Raw genomic sequence first — 22,969 nt, 5'->3', positions numbered from 1 at the left:
GGGGACCCATCGCATGAAGAAGCTCATCGCAGCCTGTTCGATCGCCGCCATCTTCGCCGCCGTGCCGTCGGGCGCACAGCCGCAGGCGCCCGCAACCGATGCCTTGTCGCGCATGTTCCTTTGGTGGAACCAGGCGTTCAAGACGCCCGGCGCCTTCACCGCAGCCAATTTCTCGAAGCACTTCACGCCTGACGCCACGCTGACGCTCGAAGGGCGCACCGTCATCCGCGGCGTCGAGCAGTGGGAGACGCACTTCCAGAAGATCCAGTCGGGCGGCGGCGACGTCGAGATCGTCGTGCCGTTCAAGGAAGTGTTCGAGAAGGACGGGCGAATCTACAACTACCACGTCATCCGCTCGCGGCGTGACGGCAAGGTCGGCTGCTCGCTCGCAGCGGGCCACGCCGATCTGCGCGACGGCAAGATCGCCGCGATCACGCTGGTGCGCAGCGAGCTCGACCCCGCCAAGGGGCCGCTCGATCCGCAATGCTGGACGAAGTGACCGGCTGAATGCGCGCGGGCCGGCGGCTCGCGGGTCTGGAGAGGAACGGGAAACCACAAGCGCGCGGGCGTCGTCCGCGCGGTGAGGGGGGTTTTGACATGAGCAAGCGGGCAGTTTCGAACAACATCGTTTCGATCAGGATGGCGACGTCGGTAGCATCGGGCGCGCTGGCGCTGGCACTGGCCACCCCGGCGATCGCGCAGGAGGCAGGGCCGGCGGCCGAAACGGCGACCGCGGCCGAGGCGCCGCCGCAGGACGCGCAGGAAGCCGCGGCGGGCGAGATCATCGTCACCGCGCAGCGCCGCGAGCAGAGCATCCAGGACGTGCCGATCGCCATCACCGCGATCACCGCCGAGGCGCTGCAGGAGAACAACGTCCAGTCGGTCGAGGATTTCTTCGCGCTGACCCCCAATGTCAGCTTCCAGTCGAACGGCTCGCGCGATCGCAAGGATCTGGCGATCCGCGGCATCTCGAACCAGTTGAACCCCTATGCCGACGTGCGGCAGGCGACCTATGCTTTCTATATCGACGAGTTCAACGTCGCCTCGGGCACCAGCAATCCGCAGATCGTCGATCTCGAACGCATCGAGGTGCTGCGCGGGCCGCAGGGCACCTATTTCGGCCGCAACTCGGTGGGCGGCGCGATCAACGTCGTCACCAAGAAGCCCAATGACGAGTTCGAGGGTTTCGTCGATCTCGGCTATTCGAGCTTCGACACCTATCGCGCCGAAGGTGCGGTCAACGTGCCCGTAGTCGAGGGCCTGCTCGCGCTGCGCGCATCGGGCAAGTACGAAAAGTCCGATGGGTTCATCAAGAACATCAACGCCATCGGTGGCGGCAACGACAGCGAATATTACACCTATCGTATCCAGGGCCGGCTGACGCCCACCGACAACCTCACGCTCGACGTGACCTATAATTATTCCGACGAGGTGGTCGGCATGCGCAACGGCGTGCCTACCGGCTTCGTCACGCGTACCTGGGCATCGGTCTATTATGGCCGCGCCGCCGGCCTCATCGGCAATCCCGACGGTGTCGGCTTCTATCCCGAGAACGACGACCGCGTGAACTTCAATCGCCCGCAGCGCGTGGGCGGCAAGTTCGAATATCTGAGCGGGCGTGCGGTGTGGGAAATCGGCGACGTCTCGGTCACCGCCGTCGGCGGCCACCTCACCGCCACGGTGTTCAACTATGGCGATGTCGACGGTGGCAGCCCCGATTTCTTCTACGAGGACCTGTTCCTTCAGCGCGAGTCGACCAGCGGCGAGCTGCGTGTCCAGTCGACGGGCACCAACTTCTTCGACTGGAGCGTCGGCATCACCGCCGGCCGCGACACCGGCGTCTCCGACCAGTCGACCTTCCACGGCGCCGACAGTCCCCTTTGCCCGGCGAGCACCGGCGGCGATTGCGAGGGCCTCGAAGTCACCGGCGCCGATGGCCGCTCGTCCTCCGATTACTGGGCGGTGTTCGGGCAGGGCACCTTCAATCTTACCGATCGCCTCGCCGCTACCTTCGGCATCCGCTACTCGCGCGAGACGGTGCAGAATGACTCGGTCACGCGCTCGAACACCATCCTCACCGGCGTCAACGACCGGCAGGCCAAGTTCGAGGATGTCAGCCCCAAGTTTACGCTCAGCTACCAGGCCAATCCCGACTGGCTGATCTTCGCCACCGCCGCGCGCGGCTTCAAGTCCGGCGGCACGCAGACGTCGAACAATGTCAACCTCCTCAACGAGTTCCAGCCCGAAACGCTGTGGAACTACGAAGCCGGCACCAAGTTCGAGCTGTTCGACAAGAAGCTGCGCGTCGACGTCACGGCATTCTACATGGACTGGAAGGACGTGCAGCAGACGATCCGCTTCCAGTTTATCGATCCTGCCACCGGGCTGTTGCGCGGCGTCAGCGGCATCGCCAATGCCGCGGCGGCCGAAAGCTACGGCCTCGAGGCGAGCTTCGACGCTCGGCTGACGCCGCAATTCACCTTCAGCGGCCAGCTCGGCTGGAACAAGACGCAGTTCCTCGACTATCCCAACGCGCTGATCGACGGCGTGGTGATCGACGTGACGGGCGAGCAGCTCGTCAACGCGCCCGAATGGACCTTCGGTGCGCAGGCGCAATACAATGTGCCGATCACCGGCGACTTCGAAGGCTTCGCGCGCGCCGAATGGAGCTTCCGCGACACCATGGTGTCGAACCCCTATGCCTATCTCTACCCGGTGTTCCCGTTCATCTCGCCGAGCTACCACAATGTGAACCTGCGCATCGGCGTCGAGGACGATCGCTTCCGCGCGACGGTGTTCGTCGAGAATGTGTTCGACGAGCAATTCTACGCCAACGCCTATGAAAAGGCGTTCTACAGCGGCGTGCAGGTCGAACCCTCGACGCGCGTGTTCGGCGCGACGCTCGGCTACAAATTCTAGAAGTCCCCGCGGGCGTCGCGTACGTCCGTAATGCGCCGGCGGCCACGCATGACCGTCGGCGCCTTTGTCTTTCGGGAGCAACCATGTTCGATCGCCGCCAGTTTCTCGCCACCACCGCAACCGGCGCCGCGACGCTTGCCGCCGCGCCGCTCGGCGCGATGCTGCCGCAATCGGCCGATGCCGCGCTCGCTTCGCTGCTCGATGCGCATGTCGCCGCCTTCCTGCGCCGCTCGCCCGAGGAGGCGACGGGCCAGGATTTCGATACCGGCGCCAATGCCGGTCTGCGCGCCATGCTCGACGATCGCTCGATGGCAGCACGCACGCGCGACCATGCTGCCGTCCGCCAAGCACGCGCGGCGCTTGCGCGCATCGACGTCGCGTCGCTGTCGCCGCGCGCGCGCCTCGATCACGCCACCGCCGGCTTCGTCTACGAGATGCTCGACGATCTGCTGGGGCGCTATGGCTATGTCGACGCAAATCTGCGGCCCAGCCCCTATGTCGTAAGCCAGATGAACGGCGCCTATTACTGGCTACCCGCCTTCATCGGCAGCCGTCATCCGCTCGAGACGCGCGCCGATGCCGAAGCCTGGCTCGCGCGTCTTGCGGCGCTGGCGGTGGCGATCGATCAGGAAAGCGCGCGCATCGCCGCCGATGCCGCGATCGGCGTGACGCCGCCCGATTTCGTGCTCGTCCGCACCATCGCGCAGGTGAAGGGCCTGCGCGACGGCGATCCCATGACTTCGGCCCTGATGGCGCCGGCGCTGGCGAAGATGCGCGCCAAGGGGCTGGGCGATCGCAGCGGCGAGGCGCGGGCGATCTTCGCGAATCGCATCCAGCCCGCCTTGTCGCGGCAGATCGCAGCGCTCGAGGCGCTGCTGCCGAATGCCAGCAGCGATGCCGGCGTCTGGCGCCTGCCTGATGGCGATGCCTATTACGCCGCCGCCGTCCGGTCGAACACCACCGTCGACACGCCGCCGGGCGAACTCCACCGCATCGGCCTGGCGCAGTGCGAGGACCTGCTCGGACGCATCGACACGCTGTTGCAGGCTCAGGGGATGCGGCAGGGCTCGGTATATGATCGCATGGCCGCGCTCAACGAGGACCCGCGCTTTACCGTCTCGAACGACGATGCCGGCCGCGCCCGCCTGATGGCGATCGCCGAGGCGCAGCTCGCCAAGGTGACGGCGCTGTTGCCGCGTGCCTTCACGCCCGGCCCGATCGACCCCATCGTCGTGCGCCGCGTACCCCCGGCGATCGAGGCGGGCGCGCCCGGCGCCTTCTACAGCCGCGGCGGCCCCGGCGAGCCTGGTGCCTATACGCTCAACCTGCGCAATCCCGTAGAACATGCGACATGGCGGATGCCGACGCTCACGCATCACGAGGGCATTCCCGGCCACCATTTCCAGGCAAGCACGCTCGGCCACGCGCCTGAACTGCCGCGCTTTCGCCGCATCGCGCGCTTCTCCGCCTATACCGAGGGCTGGGCGCTCTATGCCGAGCAGGTGGCCGACGAGATCGGCGTCTATACCGACGATCCCTTCGGCGCGATCGGCGCGCTGCAATCGCAGCTGTTCCGCGCAGGCCGCATCGTCGTCGATACCGGGCTCCATCATCACCGCTGGAGCCGGGACAAGGCGATCGACTGGATGGTGCGCAACATCGGCGAGCCGCGCGACGCGACCGATCGCGAAGTCACGCGCTACGCCGTCTATCCGGGGCAGGCGTGCAGCTTCAAGGTCGGCGCCAACGCCATCCACGCCGCCCGTGAGCGTGCACGTGCGGCAATGGGCAATCGCTTCGATGTGCGCGCCTTCCACGCGCTGGTGCTGGGCGCGGGCCCGATGCCCATGTCGGTGCTCGACGCCGCGGTCGATGGCTGGGCGGCGGGCCCGGCGGCCTAGCGCTCACCGCCGCAGCGGCCGCCGTTCGTCGAGAAGGTTGCGGATGGTGGTGGCCGCGATCCCCGCCTGACCCATCGCGTTCGATATCTGGTCGAGCCCCTTCACCACGTCGCCCGCCGCGAACAGGCCGGGCACCGAGGTGCGCATATGGTCGTCGACCTCTAGGCACCCCTCGTCGGTTGCCGCCGCTCCCACCGCCACCGCCAGTTCGGAGCGTATGTCCGATCCGAGCGCCGGGTACACGCTGTCGAAGCGCAGCGGCCCCTCGGCGGTCGTCAGGCACAGCCGGTCGCCCTCGATGGCATAGTCGCCGCACGGCCCGTCGACGCGCACGATGCCCGCCGCATCGAGCCTGGCCGCGCATTCGGCGTCGAGCTCGTGGACATGGGGGGCGATCAGCGTGACGTCGGCGGTGAAGCCGCGCAGGAACAGCGCCTCGGCCGTGCCGTGCGTGCCGGTGCCGATCACGCCCACGCGCCTGTCGGTCACTTCATAACCGTCGCAGATCGGGCAGTAGCGCAGCAGCCCGCGTTGGAGCGCCTCGTCATGCAACGCGTTATCGAGGCCCGCCGGGCGCCGATTGACTACCCCCGTCGCCAGCAGCACCGTCCGCGCAACGAACGCCCGCCCGTCGGCCTCGACCGTGAAGCCGTCGCCGTCGCGCATGACCCGCGTAACCTCGGCCGGCTCGCACAGCGCGCCATAGCGATTGGCCTGCGCCAGCATCCGCCGCAGCAGCTCGAGCCCCTCGATCCCCTCGGGATAGCCGGCATGATTGTGCGTGCGCGGGATCATCGCCGCGCGGCTCGCGCCGCTGTCGAACAGCCGGATCGCAAGATGGAAGCGTGCCAGATAGATCGCCGCCGTCAACCCCGCAGGCCCCGCGCCGATGATGATGCAGTCGTCCATGTGCCGCCTTGCCTTTGCCCCATGCCCCGCCGCATTGGGGGCAGATGACCTTCGCCGCAACCGTCCTCACGCTCTATCCCGAGATGTTTCCCGGCCCGCTCGGCGTGTCGCTGGCGGGCAGGGCGCTGCGCGAGGGGCGCTGGTCGTGCGAGCCCGTACAGATTCGCGATTTCGCCACCGATCGTCATCGCTCGGTCGACGATACGCCCGCGGGCGGCGGCGCCGGCATGGTGATGCGTGCCGACGTACTCGCCGCGGCACTCGATCACGTCGCCGATAACCGCCCCGTGCTGGCGATGACGCCGCGCGGCCGCCCGCTTGCCCAGCCGCGCGTGCGCGAGCTCGCCATGGGGCCTGGGGCCATCATCCTCTGCGGCCGATTCGAAGGCATCGACCAGCGGCTGTTCGAGGCGCGCGAAATCGAGGAAGTCTCGATCGGCGATTATATCCTCTCGGGCGGCGAGATGGCGGCGTTGACATTGCTCGATGCTTGCATCCGGCTGCTTCCCGGCGTAATGGGCGCGGCTTCGAGCGGAGACGACGAGAGCTTCGAGACGGGGCTGCTCGAATATCCGCATTATACCCGACCGCAATTGTGGGAAGGGCGCACGATCCCCGAAGTGCTGCGATCGGGGGATCATGCGAGGATCGCGGCATGGCGCCACGCCATGGCCGCGAGCGATACACGGCTACGGAGGCCGGACCTGTGGGAGCGCCATGAGGGTGCTCGGGTCCAGTCTCCCTCTGGTGCGCGGCGACATGATGGGAATGAATGACATGAACCTCATCCAGCAGATCGAGGCCGAGCAGATCGCCAAGTTCGTCTCGGCCAAGGCGATCCCCGATTTCCGCCCCGGCGACACGCTGAAGGTCGGCGTCAAGGTCGTCGAAGGCGAGCGTACGCGCGTCCAGAACTACGAAGGCGTGTGCATCGCGCGGTCGAACAAGGGCATGGGCAGCAACTTCACCGTGCGCAAGATGAGCTTCGGCGAAGGCGTCGAGCGCGTTTTCCCGCTCTACTCGCCCAACATCGATTCGATCGAGGTGGTGCGCCGCGGCGTCGTGCGTCGCGCCAAGCTCTATTATCTGCGCGGCCGCACCGGCAAGTCGGCACGTATCGCCGAGCGTCGCGATCCGCGCCCGGCAAAGACCGCCGCCGAGTAAGGCGATTCCGCTTTCACCGATTTGGGGCGCGCAGGGCAGGGCCTTGCGCGCCCTTTTTCGTGTCGCAGGCGGAACCCCGTTGCACGGGTCGCGCGTTGCACCGCAAGGGCAGGCAAGGGGGATGACGCGATGACGACCGAAGAACGTGCGCGCGTGGCGCAGACCACGCTGATCGTGCTGCTCATCACCGGGCTGGCGCTGCTGACGGTGCAGTTCGCTTTCGTGTTCATGCTCATCTTCTCGGCGATCCTCGTCGCCGTGCTTATCCGCGCCGCGGCGATCCCCTTCCGCCGCGTTGGCGCGTCCGATCCCGTCTCGGTCATGCTCGGACTGCTGCTCATCCTCACCATACTCGGCCTGACGGGCTGGCTGTTCGGCGCGCAGCTGAGCGAGCAGTTCACCGAGATCGCGCAGCAATTGCCGCAGGCGTTCGAGACGGTGCGGGGCTATCTCCAGACGATCCCGTTCGCGCAGGGCCTGTTGTCGAGCACGCCCGACATCCAAAGCATCATGACGCGCGCGGTCAGCTTCGCATTCGGCGCGGTGGGCGCCGTCACCAATCTGGTGCTCGTCATCATCGCGGCGATCTATCTGGCGCTCGACCCCAAGCTCTACATGCGCGGCACGCGGCTGCTGTTCCCCAAATCGCAGGGGCCGCGCGTTCAGGAAGCGCTCGAGGCGTCGGGCGCCGCGCTGCACCGCTACATGCTCGCGCAGTTCGTGACGATGATCGTGGTGGGCGGGCTGGTTTGGATCGGCCTCGCGATCGCCGGCGTGCCCTCGGCCGGCGCACTCGGCGTCATCTCGGGCCTCACCAACTTCATTCCGCTCGTCGGCCCATTCATCGGCGCCGCGCCCGGCGTGCTGCTCGCCTTCGCCAATTCGCCCGATACCGCGCTCTGGGCAGTGCTCGTCTACTTCATCGCGCAGCAGTTCGAGGGCAATGTGCTCACCCCGATGATCCAGCGCTATGCTGTGTCGATCCCGCCGGCGGTGCTGCTGTTCGCGCTGGCGGCGCTGGGAGGCATCTTCGGCTTCATCGGCGTAATCGTTTCGGCGCCGCTCGCCTGCGTGCTCTACGTCCTCGTCAACATCCTCTGGGTACGCGATGCACTCGGGCACGACCTGCCCGACGAGATCGAGGAGATGGAGGAAGACGTCCGAGCTTGAGAACGGCGGCACCAGCCCGCTCCCCCACCCGGCCACCCACGAGAGTATCCTGATGGGCAGCCGGGTGGGGGAGCGGGCCGGTGCCGTATGCACAAACGATCACTGAACCTTTACGCCCGCCGCCCCGCCCGGCATTACCCCGGGCAATACGGGAACCGGAGACAGGAATGCGTACATGGTTGGCGGGGTTGATGCTGGCATCGACGAGCATCGGCGCGGTGGCGTCCGAGTCGGTGCAGCGCGCGGCGAGCACACCGGTGGCTGATCCCGCGGCGATCCCGCTCGAGCGGCTGTTCGGCGGCGTGCCGCTGTCGGGCGTCGGCGGCTTCCCGCCGCGCCTCTCGCCCGATGGCACGATGCTCACCCAGCTTCGCGCGCGCGCCGACGAGCCACAGCGGCTCGATCTGTGGGCGATGGACATGACCAGCGGCGAGTGGCGGATGTTGCTCGATTCGCGGAAGTTCACGACCGGCGCCGAGCTGTCCGAAGCCGAGAAGATGCAGCGCGAACGGCTGCGCATCGGCGGGACGCAGGGCGTCGTCCGCTATGATTTCGCGCCCGATGGCCGCAGCATCCTCGTGCCGCTCGATGGCGATCTCTACCTCGCCACACTCTCGGGCGACGTGCGCCGCCTCACCCAGGGCGGCGCGGGCGCGCTCAACCCCGTCATCAGCCCACGCGGCAACTATGTGAGCTTCGTTCGCGACCAGAACCTGTTCGTGATGCCCGCCACCGGCGGCACCGCGCAGGCGGTCACGCCCGATGGAAAGGACACCGTCCACTGGGGCGAGGCCGAGTTCGTCGCCGACGAGGAAATGCACCGCCGCACCGGCTATTGGTGGTCGCCCGACGACACCCGTATCGCCGTCGCCCGCTACGACGAGGCGCCCGTCGCGGTCCTGACACGCGCCGCGATCGGCGCCGAAGGCACGCGCCTCTACGAACAGCGCTATCCGCTGGCGGGCACCGACAACGTGCTGATCGACCTCTATGTCATGAACCCCGATGGTTCGGGCCGCACCAAGGTCGATCTGGGCGAGAACCGCGACATCTACCTCGCCCGCGTCGACTGGTCGGCTGACGGCAGGACGCTGCTCGTCCAGCGCCAGAGCCGCGACCAGAAGACGCTCGACATGCTCGCCGTCGATCCCGCGACGGGCCGCTCGCGCGTGCTGTTCACCGAGAAAGCGGGCGAGCGCAGCTGGATCAACCTGCACGACAATCTGAAGCCGCTGAAGGACGGCAGCCTCGTCTGGACGTCCGAGCGCGATGGCTTCTCGCATCTCTACCGCTTCACCGGCGGCAACTGGCGCCAGCTTACGCGCGGCAGCTGGAACGTCGCCGAAGTGCTGGCGGTGGACGAGGGCAGGGGCCGCGTGTTCCTCACCGGCAACAAGGACGGCGTGCTCGAACGCCATGTCTATGCCGTGCCGCTGGCCGGCGGCGAGCCACAGCGGCTGACCGAGGCGGGCTGGTGGAACGAGGCGAGCATGGATGCCAAGGCCAGCCGCCTCATCGTCACGCGCTCGAACCCGTCGCAGCCGCCGCAGCGCTATCTGGCCGACACCGCGGGCACGCGCACGCGCTGGCTGAGCGAGAACCGCGTCGACGGATCGCACCCCTATGCCCCCTTCGCCGCGAGCCATGTCGTTCCCGAGTTCGGGACGCTGAAGGCCGCCGACGGCTCGGTGCTGCATTACCAGATGCTCTCGCCGCGCCGCGAGCCGGGCAGGCGCTATCCGGTGTTCTTCACCTATTATGGCGGGCCGGGGCCGCAGACGGTGACGCGCGGCTGGACCGATCCGATGCACCAGATGATGGTCGATCGCGGCTGGATCGTCTTCCGCCTCGACAATCGCGGCTCGGCCAATCGCGGCCGCGCGTTCGAGGACCAGATCTATCACGCGATGGGCACGGTCGAGGTCGAGGATCAGCTGCTCGCGGCGAACTGGCTCAAGCAGCAGCCTTTCGTCGACGGCGACCGTATCGGCACCTTCGGCTGGTCCTATGGCGGCTACATGACCTTGAAGCTGCTCGAAGCCGCACCCGGCACCTTCGCGGCCGGCGTGGCGGGCGCGCCGGTCAGCAAGTGGGAGCTGTACGACACCCATTATACCGAGCGGTACATGGGCGATCCGCGCCGCGTGCCGCAGGCCTATGCCGCCTCGTCGACCATCGGCGATGCCGGCAAGATCGCCGATCCGCTGCTCGTCATTCACGGCATGGCCGACGACAATGTGTTCCTCGACAACTCCACCGCGATGATGGCGGCGTTGCAGCAGCAGGGCGTCGTGTTCGAATCGATGCTCTATCCCGGCCAGACGCACGCCTTCGGCGATCCGAAGCTGCGCCTCCACTATTGGAAGACGATGCTCGATTTCTACGACCGGCACGTGCTGGCCGGGGACTGAGCATCGATCGCTGATGACCGTCGCCGTCGACATGGGACGTGATGCGGCCGGCAAGGCCGTATCGATCGACCTCGAGGAACTGCTCGCGACCCGCCTGCTCGTGCAGGGCAATTCGGGGTCGGGAAAGTCGCACCTGCTGCGCCGCCTGCTTGAAAAGTCGGCAGGCCGCGTGCAGCAGGTGGTGATCGATCCCGAAGGCGATTTCGTCACGCTCTCGGGCGCCTATGGCCATGTTACCATCGAGGCGGCGGACTATTCGGAGCGCGAGATCACCGGCATCGCCGCGCGCATTCGCGAGCACCGCGCGTCGGTGGTGCTGAGCCTCGAAGGGCTCGAGGCCGAAGGCCAGATGCGCTGCGCCGCGCAGTTCCTGGGCGCGTTGTTCGATGCGCCGCGCGAGCATTGGTATCCAGCACTGGTGGTGGTCGACGAGGCGCAATTGTTCGCACCCGCAGGCGGCGGCGAAGTCGCCGAGGAGGTGCGGCGCGCGTCGCTCTCGGCAATGACCAACCTCATGTGTCGCGGGCGCAAGCGCGGGCTGGCGGGGGTCATCGCCACGCAGCGGCTCGCAAAGCTCGCGAAGAACGTCGCCGCCGAGGCCTCCAACTTCCTGATGGGGCGCACCTTTCTCGACATCGACATGGCGCGTGCGGCCGACTTGCTTGGCATGGAGCGGCGGCAGGCCGAGACGATCCGCGATCTGGCGCGCGGGCATTTCCTCGCACTGGGGCCGGCGGTGTCGCGCCGGCCCATCGCGGTAACGATCGGTCCCGTCGCTACCTCGGCGCGCAGCGGCAGCCCCAAGCTGGTGCCGCTGCCGCAGGCGCCCGCCGAGGACCTGCACGATCTGGTATTCGGCGGCGAACCCATCGAGCCCGTGCTGCCGCTCGCCGCGCCGCCCCCGCCGCCGCCGGTGGCGGCCGAGGCGCTGATCGAACGCATCGCTGCCGATCCGGCGCCTGCGCGAACCGACGCACCCGCGCAACCCGAGGTCGATGTCGAGGCCGTGGTCGCCGATGTGCTGCGCGCGATCGTCGCCGAGCCCGAAGCGGCGACGCGCGGGGCGGCGGTGCTGTATCAGGATTATCAGGTGCGCTGCCGGATGCAGGGTCTGGCGCGCCCCCCGCTCGACCTAGAGGCGTTCACCCGGCGGCTGGCGGCCGCACGCGCGGGCATCGTCGATGGCGTCGATGACGACTGGGCGCCGGCAATGGCGCTGGCGCAGGAATTGCCCGGCGAGATGCTCGGCCCGTTCCTGCTGATCGCCCGCGCCGCCCGCGAAGGGGCACCCGCGCCCGACGATGCCGCGATCGCGGCGGTCTACGGCACCAGCTCGCTCGGCCGCGCGCGGCGGCTCATCGGCTATATCGAGCAGCGCGAGCTCATCGTCGTGCGTACCGATCTGGGGGGACGCCGCTCGATCGCGATCCCGCGGCTGGGCTGGACCACGGCGTCCGCCGAAGCCGCCTAAAGCGCAGCTTGCTTGCGCCGGCGCGCCACGCGTCCTAACCGGACGCGCATCTTTCTGGAGACTGTTACATGGGCTATCGCATCGTCGTCGCAGGCGCCACGGGCAATGTCGGGCGCGAGATGCTCAACATCCTCGCCGAGCGTGAATTCCCCGCCGACGAGATCGCGGTGCTCGCCAGCAGCCGCTCGGTCGGCGAAATGGCCGATTATGGCGAGACGGGGCGCCAGCTCCGCATCCAGAATATCGAGCATTTCGATCCCGCCGGTTGGGACATGGCGCTGTTCGCGATCGGCAGCGAGGCGACGAAGCTGCACGCCCCGCGCTTCGCGGCGGCAGGCTGCACGGTGATCGACAATTCGTCGCTCTACCGCATGGACCCCGACGTGCCGCTGATCGTGCCCGAGGTGAATGCGGAGGCGATCGACGGCTACAAGGCGCGCAACATCATCGCCAATCCAAATTGCTCGACGGCGCAGATGGTGGTGGCGTTGAAGCCGCTCTACGATGCCGCCGGCATCAAGCGCGTCGTCGTCGCGACCTACCAGTCGGTCTCGGGCGCGGGCAAGGCGGGCATGGACGAGCTGTTCGAGCAGAGCCGCAACATCTTTGTCGGCGATCCCGCCGAACCCAAGAAGTTCACCAAGCAGATCGCGTTCAACGTGATCCCGCACATCGACAGCTTCCTCGACGACGGTTCGACCAAGGAAGAATGGAAGATGGTGGTCGAGACCAAGAAGATCCTCGATCCCAAGGTCAAGGTCGTTGCCACCTGCGTGCGCGTGCCGGTATTCGTCGGCCATTCCGAAGCGATCCATGTCGAGTTCGAGCGCGAGATTTCGGCCGAGGAGGCGCAGAAGCTGCTGCGCGAGGCGCCCGGCGTGATGCTCGTCGACAAGCGCGAGGACGGCGGATACGTCACCCCGGTCGAGTGCGTCGGCGATTTCGCAACCTTCGTCAGCCGCGTGCGCGAGGATTCGACCGTGGAGAACGGCTTGGCCTTTTGGTGCGTCAGCGACAATCTGCGCAAGGGCGCGGCACTCAACGCCGTCCAGATCGCCGAACTGCTGGGCCGCCGCCATCTGAAGAAGGGCTGAGCGCGTGTCGCAGGAAGCGCGCACGCATCATTTCACCGCGTCCGACGGCGTGCGCCTCGCCTGGCACGAACTGGGCGAGGGGCGGCCGGTGGTGCTCATCCACGGCTATATGTCCGACGCGCACACCAACTGGCTGCGCTACGGCCACGCCGCCAAGGTGGCGGCCGCCGGGCGGCGCGTCATCATGCCCGATCTGCGCGGCCACGGGGCGAGCGAGCGGCCGCACGACGCCGCCGCCTATCCGCCCGACATACTGGCGGTCGATGGCGAGGCGCTGGTCGCGCATCTCGGCCTCACCGATTATGATCTGGGCGGCTATTCGCTCGGCGCGCGCACGACGATGCGCATGCTCGCACGCGGGCATGTGCCGGCGCCCGGCCGCGTGGTGTTCGCCGGCATGGGGCTGGAAGGACTGCTCGACACGCAGCGGCGCGCGGGGCACTTCCGCGACATCCTCGAGAATCTCGGCAGTTTCGAGCGCGGATCGCCCAAATGGATGGTCGAGGCGTTCCTTAAGACCACCAAAGGCGATCCGCAGGCGCTGCTCGGTATCCTCGACACCTTCGTCGATACGCCGCGCGCGGCGATCGAGGCAGTGACGCAGCCCGTGCTGGTGCTGGCGGGCGAGGAAGACGACGACAACGGCTCGCACGCCGAACTCGCCGCGCTGTTGCCCGATGCCACGCTGGTCGAGACGCCCGGCGGGCATATGAGCTGCGTAATCAAGCCCGAGCTGGGCGATGCGCTGGCCGATTTCCTGCGCTGATTCTCAAGCGCGGAACAGGAAGAACGCCCCCGCCGCGATCAGCGCGAAGCCGATCGCGTGGTCGATCGTGATCCGCTGGCCCAGATAGGTGATCGAGAAGACCGCGAACACGCTGAGCGTGATGATCTCCTGCATGCCCTTGAGCTGCGCCGCCGAATACACGTTGCTGCCGATGCGGTTTGCCGGCACCGCGAGCAGATATTCGGGCAGCGCGATCAGCCAGCTCACCAGGATGACCGCCCATAGTGCGGCGCCCTTGTGCTTGAGGTGGCCGTACCAGGCGAACGTCATGAAGATGTTCGATCCGATCAGCAGCACGATCGGCCATAGCCGCGCCGCATCGCCGGTCATGCCGGTGCGTTCCGCCCGCCGACGATCTCGACGATGATGTCGCCGGCCAGAAGACCTTTCGCTTCGGGATCGGCCCAGCCATAGCCCTTGCCGCCCCGATACACCCGCAGCCCAAGCCCGCTCTCGAGATCGCGCAGCGCCTTGCCCACCTCGTGCGGCGCCACGCGGCGCTCGGCAAGCTGCACGCGTCCGTCGAACGAGGCGAGGTCCATCATGTAATCGGCGATGTGACGGCCGTTGCACGAGCTTGCCAGCAGCAGCCCGGCGAAGCTCACCGGATTGATGACCGTCGTGGCGCCCGCCGCGCGGGCGGGAAACTCGTTGTCCTCGGCCTTGACGATGATGCTGATCGGCAGGTCGGGCGCCAGATGCCGCGCCGTAAGCACAACGAGGATCGAGGTATCGTCGCGCCCCGCGGCCACGATCATCGAGCAGGCACGCTCGATCTTCACATCCTCGAGCGTCGCATCGCGCGTCGCATCGGCGAGCAGGACATTGCATCCACATGCCTCGGCGCGTTCGAGCCGCTCGGGGTCGCCATCGATGATGACGATCGTCGAGGCATCGCGACCGCGTGCGATAAGCTCGTCGACCGCCTCCGAGCCGGTCTTGCCGAAGCCTGCGACGATGATGTGGTCGGTCAGGTCGCGCTGGATGCGGGCCATGCGCCATTTCTCCCAGGTCCGCTTGAGGATGAAATTGTAGGCCGAGCCCACGAAGATGAGGATCACGAAGATGCGGATCGGCGTGACGATCAGCGCATCGAACAGGCGCGCGCGCTCGGTCACGGGGGCGATGTCGCCATAGCCTGTCGTCGTGATCGAGATCATGGTGAAATATACGACGTCGGCGAAACTCACCTCGCCGTCGAAATTGTCGCGCAGCCCGGCACGGTCGAACCAGTGCACCGCGATCGCCGCGCTGACCAGTGCCAGCACCAGCAGCACGCGCAGGCTGAGCGACGCCCAGACGGGCAATGCTGACTTTCGCGTCAGCGTCGCATGGGTTGTGGTGCGTCTCACCGGCGTGGCAGCCGGCCTAGCGGATCGATCGGCGTGCGGCCCTGCCGCAGCTCGAAATGCACTTCGGGCCGTTCGGCCGCACCGGTATCGCCCGACAAGGCGATCGTCTGGCCACGCTTCACCGCTTGCCCGCGCTGCACCAGCAATTGCCCGGCATGCCCATAGACCGACGTGAGCCCGCTGCCATGCCGCAGGATGACGACGCCGCCGAGCGAGGGAATGTCGCTGCCGGCATAGGCGACGGTGCCGTCGGCGGCGGCGAGCACCGGCGTTTCGAGCGGCACGGCGATCTTGATGCCGTCGTTGCGCTCGCCCGATCGGCCGGGGCCGAAGCGGCGTGTCACGCGCCCGTCGACGGGCCACTGGAAGCCGCCGCGCAATGCGGCTGCGGGCGCTGCCACCGCGGCACTCGCGGGCAGCACGCGGCGCGGCGTCGCGACGGCGCGGGCAGGGGCGGCATTCTCGGCGATCGCCGGCTGGCCGCCGGTCAGGATGTCGTCGATGTCGAGCTCGAAGGCGCGCGCGCGTTCGGCCACGCTGCGCGGCAGGGCGTCGTCGGGGATCAGCACGCGCTGGCCGGTGCGCAAGATATACGGCTCCTCGAGCGCGTTCGCGCCGACGACGCGGCTCCACTCCACACCATAGGCGCGCGCGATCGCGATGCCCGTCTGGCCCGCACGGACAAGGTGATAGCGCCCCGATGGTATCGAAAGCTGCTGGCCCGGAAAGATCGTGAACGGCGGCGCCAGCCCGTTGGCGCGCGCGATCGCCTCGGAGCCAGCGCCGGTGCGCTCGGCGATGCCGCGCAACGTGTCGCCCCGCGTGACCGTATAGCTTGTGGCCGTTACCCGGCGCGCATCGGCATTGACGGCGCGTGCTTCCCACGACGGTGGCGGTGCCGGAAGCGTCCGCACTTCCTCGTCGGGCGCGCGGCGGACGGGCTCGGGCGTGCCGGCGACTGGCGGCGCCGATGATGGCGGTGCGGCATCGCGGCCGGGAATACAGCCCGCCACCGCCAGCATGGCGGCCAGCGCGACGGTCCCGCGAAGTCTGTGCGGCGATACCCCCATTCCGATCCCCTCAGCGATACGCATCCTCGAGCATAGCGAGCGATGGGCGATGCGTCAGGTCCAGATGCAGCGGCGTGACAGCGACATAGCCGTCGCCCACGGCTTCGAGATCGGTCGAATGCGCGGGCGTCTCGACCGTGGGGCCAAGCGCGAACCAGTGATACTCGTACCCGCGCGGATCGGTGTTGGTGACGATGCGCAGCCGGCCATAATCGCGCAGGCCCTGCGTGGCGACGCGCACGCCCAGCACCTTCTCGGCGGGCAGTGCCGGGAAATTGACGTTGACGAACGTGCGCGGCGCCCATTCGAGGTCGAGCAGCGGCCGCAGCACGCGCTCGCCCCATGCGGCGGCGGCCTCGAACGGCACCGTATCGCCCATGCCTTCGCGCGCATAGAGCTGGCTCAGCGCGATCGAGCGGACGCCTGCCAGCGCGCCTTCCATCGCGGCGGAGACGGTGCCCGAATAGGTGACGTCCTCGGCGAGGTTGGCGCCGCGATTGACGCCCGAGAGGATGAGGTCGGGCGGGCAGTCCTTCATGATCTTGGCAAGCGCCATCATCACCGCGTCGGTCGGCGTGCCCGCCACCGCGAAGCGCCGCTCGCCGTGTTTGCGGATCCGCAGGGGCCGCGTGAGCGTGAGCGAATGCCCCGCGCCCGATTGCTCGTCGGCCGGCGCCACGACCCAGATATCTTCCGAGAGCTTGGCCGCGATGGCTTCGAGTACCTTGAGGCCGGGAGCGTGATAGCCATCGTCGTTGGTGAGCAGGATACGCATCAGCGCGGCTCCAGCCGCGTGATGCCGCCCATATAGGGCGCCAACACGTCGGGCACGGCGACCGAACCGTGGGCGTCCTGATAGTTCTCGATCACCGCCACCAGCGTGCGGCCCACGGCAAGTCCCGAGCCGTTGAGCGTGTGGACGAAGCGCGTCGCCTTCTCGCCCTCGGCGCGGAAGCGCGAATTCATGCGGCGCGCCTGGAAATCGCCGGTGTTCGAGATGCTCGAAATCTCGCGATACGCGCCCTGGCCGGGCAGCCATACTTCGAGATCGTAGGTCTTGCGCGCGCCAAAGCCCATGTCGCCCGCGCACAGCAGCATCCGGCGATAGGGCAGGCCGAGGGCCTCGAGCACCGATTCGGCGGCGGCGAGCATGTGCTCGTGCTCGGCCTCCGAGTGATCGGGGTGTGCGATCGCGACCAGCTCGACCTTCTCGAACTGGTGCTGACGGATGAAGCCGCGCGTATCGCGCCCGGCCGATCCGGCTTCCGAGCGGAAGCAGGGCGTAAGCGCAGCAAAACGCAGCGGCAGCGCCGCGCCGTCGAGGATCTGCTCGCGCACCAGATTGGTCAGGCTGACTTCGGCGGTCGGGATCAGCCAGCGGCCATCGGTGGTATGGAACTGGTCCTCGGCAAACTTCGGCAGCTGGCCGGTGCCGAACAGCGCCTCGTCGCGCACCAGCAGCGGCGGCGCGACCTCGCCATAGCCGTGCGTACCGGTCTGGTGATCGAGCATGAACTGGCCGAGCGCGCGGTGCAGCCGTGCCATCGGCCCACGCAGCGCGGTGAAGCGCGCGCCCGAGATCATCGCGCCCGCCTCGAAGTCCATGCCGAGCGCGGGACCGATATCGGCATGTTCGCGCGGCGTGAAATCGAAGTTGCGCGGCTCGCCCCAGCGCTTCAGCTCGACATTGCCGGTCTCGTCGGCGCCATCGGGCACATCGGCATCGGGCAGGTTGGGAATCGCGGCGAGCGCGGTGTCGAGATCGGCCGAAACCTGCCGCTCCTCGGCCTCAAGCGCGGGCAGGCGCTGCTTGAGCTCGGCGACTTCGGCCATCAGCGCATCGGCGGCGGCGTGATCGCCCTTGCCCTTGGCGGCACCGATCGCTTTCGATGCCTCGTTGCGCCGCGCCTGGCCGGCCTGCGTCTCGGTCACGATCGCGCGGCGGCGTTCGTCGAGGGCGATCAGCGTCGCCGATTGGGCCGCCGCGCCGCGCCGGGCAAGCGCGGCATCGAACGCTTCGGGGTTCTCGCGGATGAAACGAATGTCATGCATCGCCGCGCTATGGCCCGGCTCGGCGGCGTCACGCAACCCGCCCGGCGACCCGCGCGTTGGCGCATTGTCATACAGAACGAGAAAAGGAGTAGCCGATGCAGGTTCCCCACAAGGCATTCGTCGTCGTCGCCGATGGCCGCAAGATGCTGTTCTTCCGCAACGAGGGCGATGCCGAGCATCTGAACCTCACCGTCGAGCGCGTGCGCGAGCAGGACAATCCGGCCGATGGCGACCAGTCGACCGATCGGCCGGGTCGCAGCTTCTCGAGCGTGGGGCCAGGCCGCAGCGCCTATGAGGAAACCGATTTCCATCAGCTCGAGGAGGACCGGTTTGCCGCGGAGACCGCCGAACTGCTGCGCAAGCGCGCGCTGCGCAACGATTTCGAGAAGCTGATCGTCGTCGCGCCGCCCAAGACGCTCGGCGAGCTGCGCAAATCCTATCACAAGGAAGTCGAAGCGCGTCTGGTGGGCGAGCTCGACAAGGACCTGACCGGCCATCCGGTGCCCGACATCGAGAAGGCGCTCGCGAACGCCTGACACTCCATGAAACAAAATGACGCCCGCGCTTGCCTTCGCGCATGAAAAGGCTAGAGCGCGGGCGTCATGGCAAGTCGACCGCTTACCCTTTACGAGAAGATCTGGGCCGATCACGTCGTCGAGCGGCGTGAGGATGGCACGTGCCTGATCTATATCGATCGTCACCTGGTGCACGAAGTCACCAGCCCCCAAGCCTTCGATGGCCTCCGCGCTAACGGCCGGCCGGTGCGCCGGCCCGAGCTGACGCTCGCGGTTCCCGATCACAATCTGCCAACCACCGCCCGGCTTGACGCTGCTGGCCATCGTTTGCCGATCGCCGATCCGGCAAGTGCAGCGCAGCTCGCCGCGCTCGAGCGCAACACCGCCGATTTCGGCATCCGCTATATCGACGCCACCGCCAGCGAACAGGGCATCGTCCATGTCGTCGGTCCCGAGCAGGGCTTCACGCTGCCGGGCACGACGCTGGTTTGCGGCGACAGCCATACCTCGGCGCATGGCGCGCTGGGGGCACTGGCGTTCGGCATCGGCACGAGCGAGGTCGAGCATGTGCTGGCGACGCAGACGCTTCTCCTCCAGCAATCGAAGACGATGGAAGTGCGCGTCGACGGCACGCTCGGCTTCGGGGTATCGGCCAAGGACGTGATCCTCGCGATCATCGGGCGGATCGGCGCGGCCGGCGGCACGGGCCATGTCATCGAATATACCGGCGAGGCCATTCGTGCGCTTTCGGTCGAAGGGCGGCTGACGATCAGCAACATGTCGATCGAGGGCGGCGCGCGCGCGGGCCTGATCGCGCCCGACGACACGACATTCGCATATCTCAAGGGGCGGCCGATGGCCCCGACGGGCGAGGCATGGGAGCGCGCCGTCGCCTGGTGGCGCACGCTGCCTACCGATGCCGGCGCGCAGTACGACAGGCGCGTGACCATCGACGGCAGTGCGATCGCACCCTCGCTCACCTGGGGCACGAGCCCCGAAGATGTCGTGCCGATCACCGGCCGCGTGCCCGAGCCCGAGAGTTTCGCCGACCCCTCGAAGCAGGAAGCGGCGCGCAAGTCGCTCGATTACATGGGGCTCGCGCCCGGCATGGCGATGCAGGACATCGGCATCGAGCATGTGTTCATCGGCAGCTGCACCAACAGCCGCATCGAGGATCTGCGCGCCGCCGCCGCGGTGGTGCGCGGCCGGCGCGTGGCCGATGGCGTGCGGCAGGCACTCGTCGTGCCGGGCTCGGGTCTCGTCAAGCGGCAGGCCGAGGCCGAGGGGCTCGACCGCATCTTCACGCAGGCGGGGTTCGAGTGGCGCGAGCCCGGCTGTTCGATGTGCCTGGCGATGAACCCTGACAAGGTGCCGCCCGGCGAACGATGCGCTTCCACTTCCAACCGCAATTTCGTAGGAAGGCAGGGTCCGGGGGCACGCACGCACCTGCTTTCGCCTGCCATGGCCGCCGCCGCGGCAGTGACGGGACGATTGACCGACGTGCGCGATCTGGTGAGCGTGTAAATGGGACCGGCAATCATGCCGGAAGGGGTTGGGGTATGCGACGCGTTTTGGTTTTGTTGGTGGCGGGGACGCTGGTGAGCGGCCTGGCGGCGGCCTATGCCGCGTCGGCGAAGCGGCCCGGCTCGGCCGGCACGGGTGTGCGCACCGAAGCCGTGCGCGATACCGCGTGACGCGCGCGGCGTGGCTCCGGGCGGCGCGCATCGCTTGCGCGCCAATGCTGCTCGGTCACGCACCGGCGCTCGATTCGGCGCAGGCGACGGCCGGCGTGCGGCTCGCCGGTTTCGAATGCGGCCGGATCGTCCAGCCCGATCTAGGCCGCTTCAATGACACCATGCGCTTCGTCGGCGAACGGCGCGAGTTCGCCGCCGGCTGCTTCGTCGTTCGTCATCCCAAAGGTGTATTGCTCTGGGATACCGGCATTTCGCGCGCGATGGCCGAGCGCTCGCAAGGTCGCATGACGTTCGTCGCGCCGATCGCCGATCGGCTGAAGGCACTCGGGCTGGCGCCGGCTGATGTCACGCATGTCGCCATCAGCCATGCCCATGCCGACCACACCGGCGATACCGCTAGCTTCGGTGGCGCCGAGTTGCTGATCGGTGCTGGCGACTGGGAGACGGTGCAGCGTCTCGGCGCCGACGATCCGCAGCGCGCAGCCTTCTCGCCGTGGCTGACGAACGGCGCTCGCGTCACGCCCGTCAGCGGCGACCGCGACATATTCGGTGACGGCAGCGTGATGATGCTCCGGATGCCGGGCCACACCGCGGGCCATAGCGCGTTGCTCGTCCGCCTGCCCAACGCCGGCGCGGTGCTCGTCAGCGGCGACCAGTATCATTTTCGCGAGAACCGCGCCGTGCGCGGCGTGCCCACCTTCAACGCCGACCGTGCCGACACGCTGGCAAGCCACGACCGGTTCGAGACGATCGCCGCCAACCTGAAGGCGCGTGTCGTCATCCAGCACGATCCGCGCGATCTGGCGGCATTGCCGCGCTTCCCGCAGATGCTCGACTGATGGAACCCGTCTCGCGGATTGAGGGGCGCGCCTATCCATGGGGTGCGAAGAATGTCGATACCGACATCATCATCCCCGCGCACTGGCTGAAGACGACCAGCCGCGAAGGGCTGGGCAAGGGCGCTTTCGAGGCGGTGCGGCGCGAGCCGGGCAATGTGTTCGACGCGCCCGAGCATGCCGGCAGCCCGCTGTTGATCGCGGGCGACAATTTCGGCTGCGGATCGAGCCGCGAGCACGCCGCCTGGGCCCTGGCCGATATGGGCGTGCGCGCCGTGCTGGCGCCGAGCTTCTCGGACATCTTCTCGGGCAATGCGGTGAAGAACGGCATCGTGCCCGTGGTGTTGCCGCAGGAGGCGATCGATCGCCTGCTCGACGTGGCGCACGAGGGCGTGGCGATCACCGTCGATCTCGAAACCATGAGCGTGACCACGCCCTATCAGGATCGCTTCGCCTTTCACCTCGACGCGTTTCGTCGTCAGTGCCTGATCGAGGGGCTGGACGAGATCGGCATCACACTGGCAAGAGATACCGCGATTTCGAAATACGAAGCCGAGGCGTTTGCCGCCCGGCCGTGGATCGCGGGAGAGAGCCAGAATGCGGGCATTGCTGTCGAAGGCGCCGGGCGGACCTGAAACTCTGGAACTGAGCGAGGCGCCCGATCCGGTCGCAGGTGCGGGGCAGGTGGTGATCGCGGTGCGCGCCTGCGCGATCAACTATCCCGACGTGCTCATCATCGAGGACAAATACCAGTTCAAGCCGCCGCGCCCCTTCGCGCCGGGCGGCGAGGTCGCCGGCGTGATCGAGACGGTGGGAGAGGGCGTGACTGGCTGGGCCGTCGGCGATCGGGTGATCGCGATGACCGGCTGGAACGGCCTAGCCGAGAAGGTCGCGGTCGATGCGGTCAAGCTGCATCGCCTGCCCGACGGCCGCAGCTTCGAGGAAGGCTCGGCGCTGATGCTCACCTACGCCACGACGATCCATGCGCTGCTCGATCGCGGTCGGCTGGGCGAGGGGATGTCGCTGCTGGTGCTGGGCGCGGCGGGTGGCGTCGGCCTGGCCGCTGTCGAACTGGGCAAGGCGTTCGGCGCGCGCGTCGTCGCGGCGGTATCGTCTAAGGAGAAGGCCGAGGCGGCGCGTGCCGCGGGTGCCGACGAAACCATCGTCTATGACCGGGCACCGTTCGACAAGGAGGCCTCGAAAGCGCTCGCCGATCGCTTCAAGGCGGCGGGCGGAAAGGCGGGGTTCGACGTGATCTACGATCCGGTCGGCGGCGATTATGCCGAGCCCGCGCTGCGCTCGCTCGGCTGGGAAGGCCGCTATCTGGTGGTGGGCTTCCCGGCGGGCATTCCGCGGCTGCCGCTCAACCTGACGCTGCTCAAGAGCTGCGATGTGTGCGGCGTGTTCTGGGGTGCCTTCGCCGCGCGCGATCCGCAGGCCAATGCGGCGCACGCCGAAACGCTGTTCCGGCTGTGGGAGGAAGCGCGGATCGCGCCGCGCGTGACGCAGACCTTCGCCTTCGAGCGCGGCGGGGAGGCGATCGCCGCAATGGCCGCGCGGCAGGTCATCGGCAAGGCGGTGGTCCGCGTCGCGCCGTAGCGGCCCGTTGCGTCGCGGTTTCGCG

Annotated in this window: 22 protein-coding genes; 16 read left to right on the top strand and 6 right to left on the bottom strand. The window is 67.9% G+C overall.

The window, feature by feature from the left end; translation table 11 throughout:
* Window positions 1-13: 13 nt before the first annotated feature.
* From FBR43_RS08175 to FBR43_RS08165, 3 genes are all read left to right on the top strand, one after another.
* Complete coding sequence (locus FBR43_RS08175; RefSeq protein ID WP_136942690.1) at window positions 14-499, top strand: hypothetical protein; 486 nt, start codon at window positions 14-16, stop codon at window positions 497-499.
* A gap of 98 nt (window positions 500-597) precedes the next feature.
* Window positions 598-2,919, top strand: coding sequence for a TonB-dependent receptor (locus tag FBR43_RS08170; RefSeq protein ID WP_136942689.1), 2,322 nt, complete (start codon window positions 598-600; stop codon window positions 2,917-2,919).
* An 83-nt stretch (window positions 2,920-3,002) separates the two neighbouring features.
* Entirely contained in the window at window positions 3,003-4,820 is a 1,818-nt protein-coding gene (locus FBR43_RS08165; protein ID WP_136942688.1) for a DUF885 domain-containing protein, read from the top strand.
* A 3-nt stretch (window positions 4,821-4,823) separates the two neighbouring features.
* Here FBR43_RS08165 and FBR43_RS08160 read toward each other — a convergent pair whose 3' ends face one another.
* Entirely contained in the window at window positions 4,824-5,729 is a 906-nt protein-coding gene (locus FBR43_RS08160) for an NAD(P)/FAD-dependent oxidoreductase (protein WP_136942687.1), read from the bottom strand.
* A gap of 44 nt (window positions 5,730-5,773) precedes the next feature.
* Here FBR43_RS08160 and trmD point away from each other — a divergent pair, with 44 nt between their 5' ends.
* The 7 genes from trmD (at window position 5,774) to FBR43_RS08125 (ending at window position 13,805) form a co-directional block, all read left to right on the top strand.
* Window positions 5,774-6,505, top strand: coding sequence for a tRNA (guanosine(37)-N1)-methyltransferase TrmD (trmD, locus tag FBR43_RS08155; protein WP_136942686.1), 732 nt, complete (start codon window positions 5,774-5,776; stop codon window positions 6,503-6,505).
* Between the two features lies 1 nt (window position 6,506).
* Window positions 6,507-6,893: a 50S ribosomal protein L19 gene (gene rplS / locus FBR43_RS08150; RefSeq protein ID WP_136944097.1), complete on the top strand. Its 387-nt coding sequence runs from the start codon at window positions 6,507-6,509 to the stop codon at window positions 6,891-6,893.
* Window positions 6,894-7,022: 129 nt separating this feature from the next.
* Window positions 7,023-8,063, top strand: a complete 1,041-nt coding sequence (locus tag FBR43_RS08145) for an AI-2E family transporter (RefSeq protein WP_136942685.1) — start codon at window positions 7,023-7,025, stop codon at window positions 8,061-8,063.
* 167 nt (window positions 8,064-8,230) lie between these two features.
* Window positions 8,231-10,474: a S9 family peptidase gene (locus FBR43_RS08140; RefSeq protein ID WP_136942684.1), complete on the top strand. Its 2,244-nt coding sequence runs from the start codon at window positions 8,231-8,233 to the stop codon at window positions 10,472-10,474.
* A 13-nt stretch (window positions 10,475-10,487) separates the two neighbouring features.
* Window positions 10,488-11,945 (top strand): ATP-binding protein, encoded by a 1,458-nt coding sequence (locus FBR43_RS08135; RefSeq protein ID WP_136942683.1) that lies wholly within the window; start codon window positions 10,488-10,490, stop codon window positions 11,943-11,945.
* A gap of 68 nt (window positions 11,946-12,013) precedes the next feature.
* Window positions 12,014-13,039 (top strand): aspartate-semialdehyde dehydrogenase, encoded by a 1,026-nt coding sequence (locus FBR43_RS08130; RefSeq protein ID WP_136942682.1) that lies wholly within the window; start codon window positions 12,014-12,016, stop codon window positions 13,037-13,039.
* 4 nt (window positions 13,040-13,043) lie between these two features.
* The gene (locus tag FBR43_RS08125; protein WP_249276507.1) at window positions 13,044-13,805 is read left to right on the top strand and encodes an alpha/beta fold hydrolase; all 762 of its coding nucleotides are present in this window, start codon (window positions 13,044-13,046) and stop codon (window positions 13,803-13,805) included.
* Between the two features lie 3 nt (window positions 13,806-13,808).
* Here the strand turns inward: FBR43_RS08125 and FBR43_RS08120 are convergent, their stop codons facing one another.
* The 5 genes from FBR43_RS08120 to serS are packed head-to-tail and all read right to left on the bottom strand — an operon-like array spanning window position 13,809 to window position 18,300.
* Window positions 13,809-14,156 (bottom strand): DMT family protein, encoded by a 348-nt coding sequence (locus tag FBR43_RS08120; RefSeq protein WP_136942681.1) that lies wholly within the window; start codon window positions 14,154-14,156, stop codon window positions 13,809-13,811.
* Window positions 14,153-15,178, bottom strand: coding sequence for a potassium channel family protein (locus FBR43_RS08115; RefSeq protein WP_136942680.1), 1,026 nt, complete (start codon window positions 15,176-15,178; stop codon window positions 14,153-14,155). Before FBR43_RS08115 ends, FBR43_RS08120 begins: the two co-directional genes overlap by 4 nt.
* Window positions 15,175-16,200, bottom strand: coding sequence for a peptidoglycan DD-metalloendopeptidase family protein (locus FBR43_RS08110; RefSeq protein WP_394344044.1), 1,026 nt, complete (start codon window positions 16,198-16,200; stop codon window positions 15,175-15,177). The genes FBR43_RS08115 and FBR43_RS08110 overlap by 4 nt, the downstream gene beginning before the upstream one ends.
* A 58-nt stretch (window positions 16,201-16,258) precedes the next feature.
* The gene (surE, locus tag FBR43_RS08105; protein ID WP_136942678.1) at window positions 16,259-17,023 is read right to left on the bottom strand and encodes a 5'/3'-nucleotidase SurE; all 765 of its coding nucleotides are present in this window, start codon (window positions 17,021-17,023) and stop codon (window positions 16,259-16,261) included.
* Entirely contained in the window at window positions 17,023-18,300 is a 1,278-nt protein-coding gene (gene serS / locus FBR43_RS08100) for a serine--tRNA ligase (protein WP_136942677.1), read from the bottom strand. The genes surE and serS overlap by 1 nt, the downstream gene beginning before the upstream one ends.
* A 95-nt stretch (window positions 18,301-18,395) precedes the next feature.
* Between serS and FBR43_RS08095 the strand changes: the two genes are divergently transcribed.
* From FBR43_RS08095 to FBR43_RS08075, 6 genes are all read left to right on the top strand, one after another.
* Window positions 18,396-18,836, top strand: a complete 441-nt coding sequence (locus tag FBR43_RS08095) for a host attachment family protein (protein WP_136942676.1) — start codon at window positions 18,396-18,398, stop codon at window positions 18,834-18,836.
* Between the two features lie 66 nt (window positions 18,837-18,902).
* Entirely contained in the window at window positions 18,903-20,339 is a 1,437-nt protein-coding gene (gene leuC / locus FBR43_RS08090) for a 3-isopropylmalate dehydratase large subunit (protein ID WP_136942675.1), read from the top strand.
* Between the two features lie 35 nt (window positions 20,340-20,374).
* Window positions 20,375-20,509 (top strand): hypothetical protein, encoded by a 135-nt coding sequence (locus FBR43_RS16550; protein ID WP_262708686.1) that lies wholly within the window; start codon window positions 20,375-20,377, stop codon window positions 20,507-20,509.
* A gap of 44 nt (window positions 20,510-20,553) precedes the next feature.
* Complete coding sequence (locus FBR43_RS08085) at window positions 20,554-21,348, top strand: N-acyl homoserine lactonase family protein (protein ID WP_136942674.1); 795 nt, start codon at window positions 20,554-20,556, stop codon at window positions 21,346-21,348.
* Window positions 21,348-21,980 (top strand): 3-isopropylmalate dehydratase small subunit, encoded by a 633-nt coding sequence (leuD, locus tag FBR43_RS08080; protein WP_136942673.1) that lies wholly within the window; start codon window positions 21,348-21,350, stop codon window positions 21,978-21,980. Before FBR43_RS08085 ends, leuD begins: the two co-directional genes overlap by 1 nt.
* The gene (locus tag FBR43_RS08075; protein WP_169542547.1) at window positions 21,943-22,944 is read left to right on the top strand and encodes an NADPH:quinone oxidoreductase family protein; all 1,002 of its coding nucleotides are present in this window, start codon (window positions 21,943-21,945) and stop codon (window positions 22,942-22,944) included. Before leuD ends, FBR43_RS08075 begins: the two co-directional genes overlap by 38 nt.
* The last annotated feature ends 25 nt before the right edge of the window (window positions 22,945-22,969 follow it).

This window comes from Sphingomonas baiyangensis, from assembly GCF_005144715.1.
In the GTDB taxonomy this organism is placed as follows: domain Bacteria; phylum Pseudomonadota; class Alphaproteobacteria; order Sphingomonadales; family Sphingomonadaceae; genus Sphingomonas; species Sphingomonas baiyangensis.
Note: the sequence above shows the minus strand (reverse complement) of the source record. Positions and strands in the feature narration are given on the sequence as shown.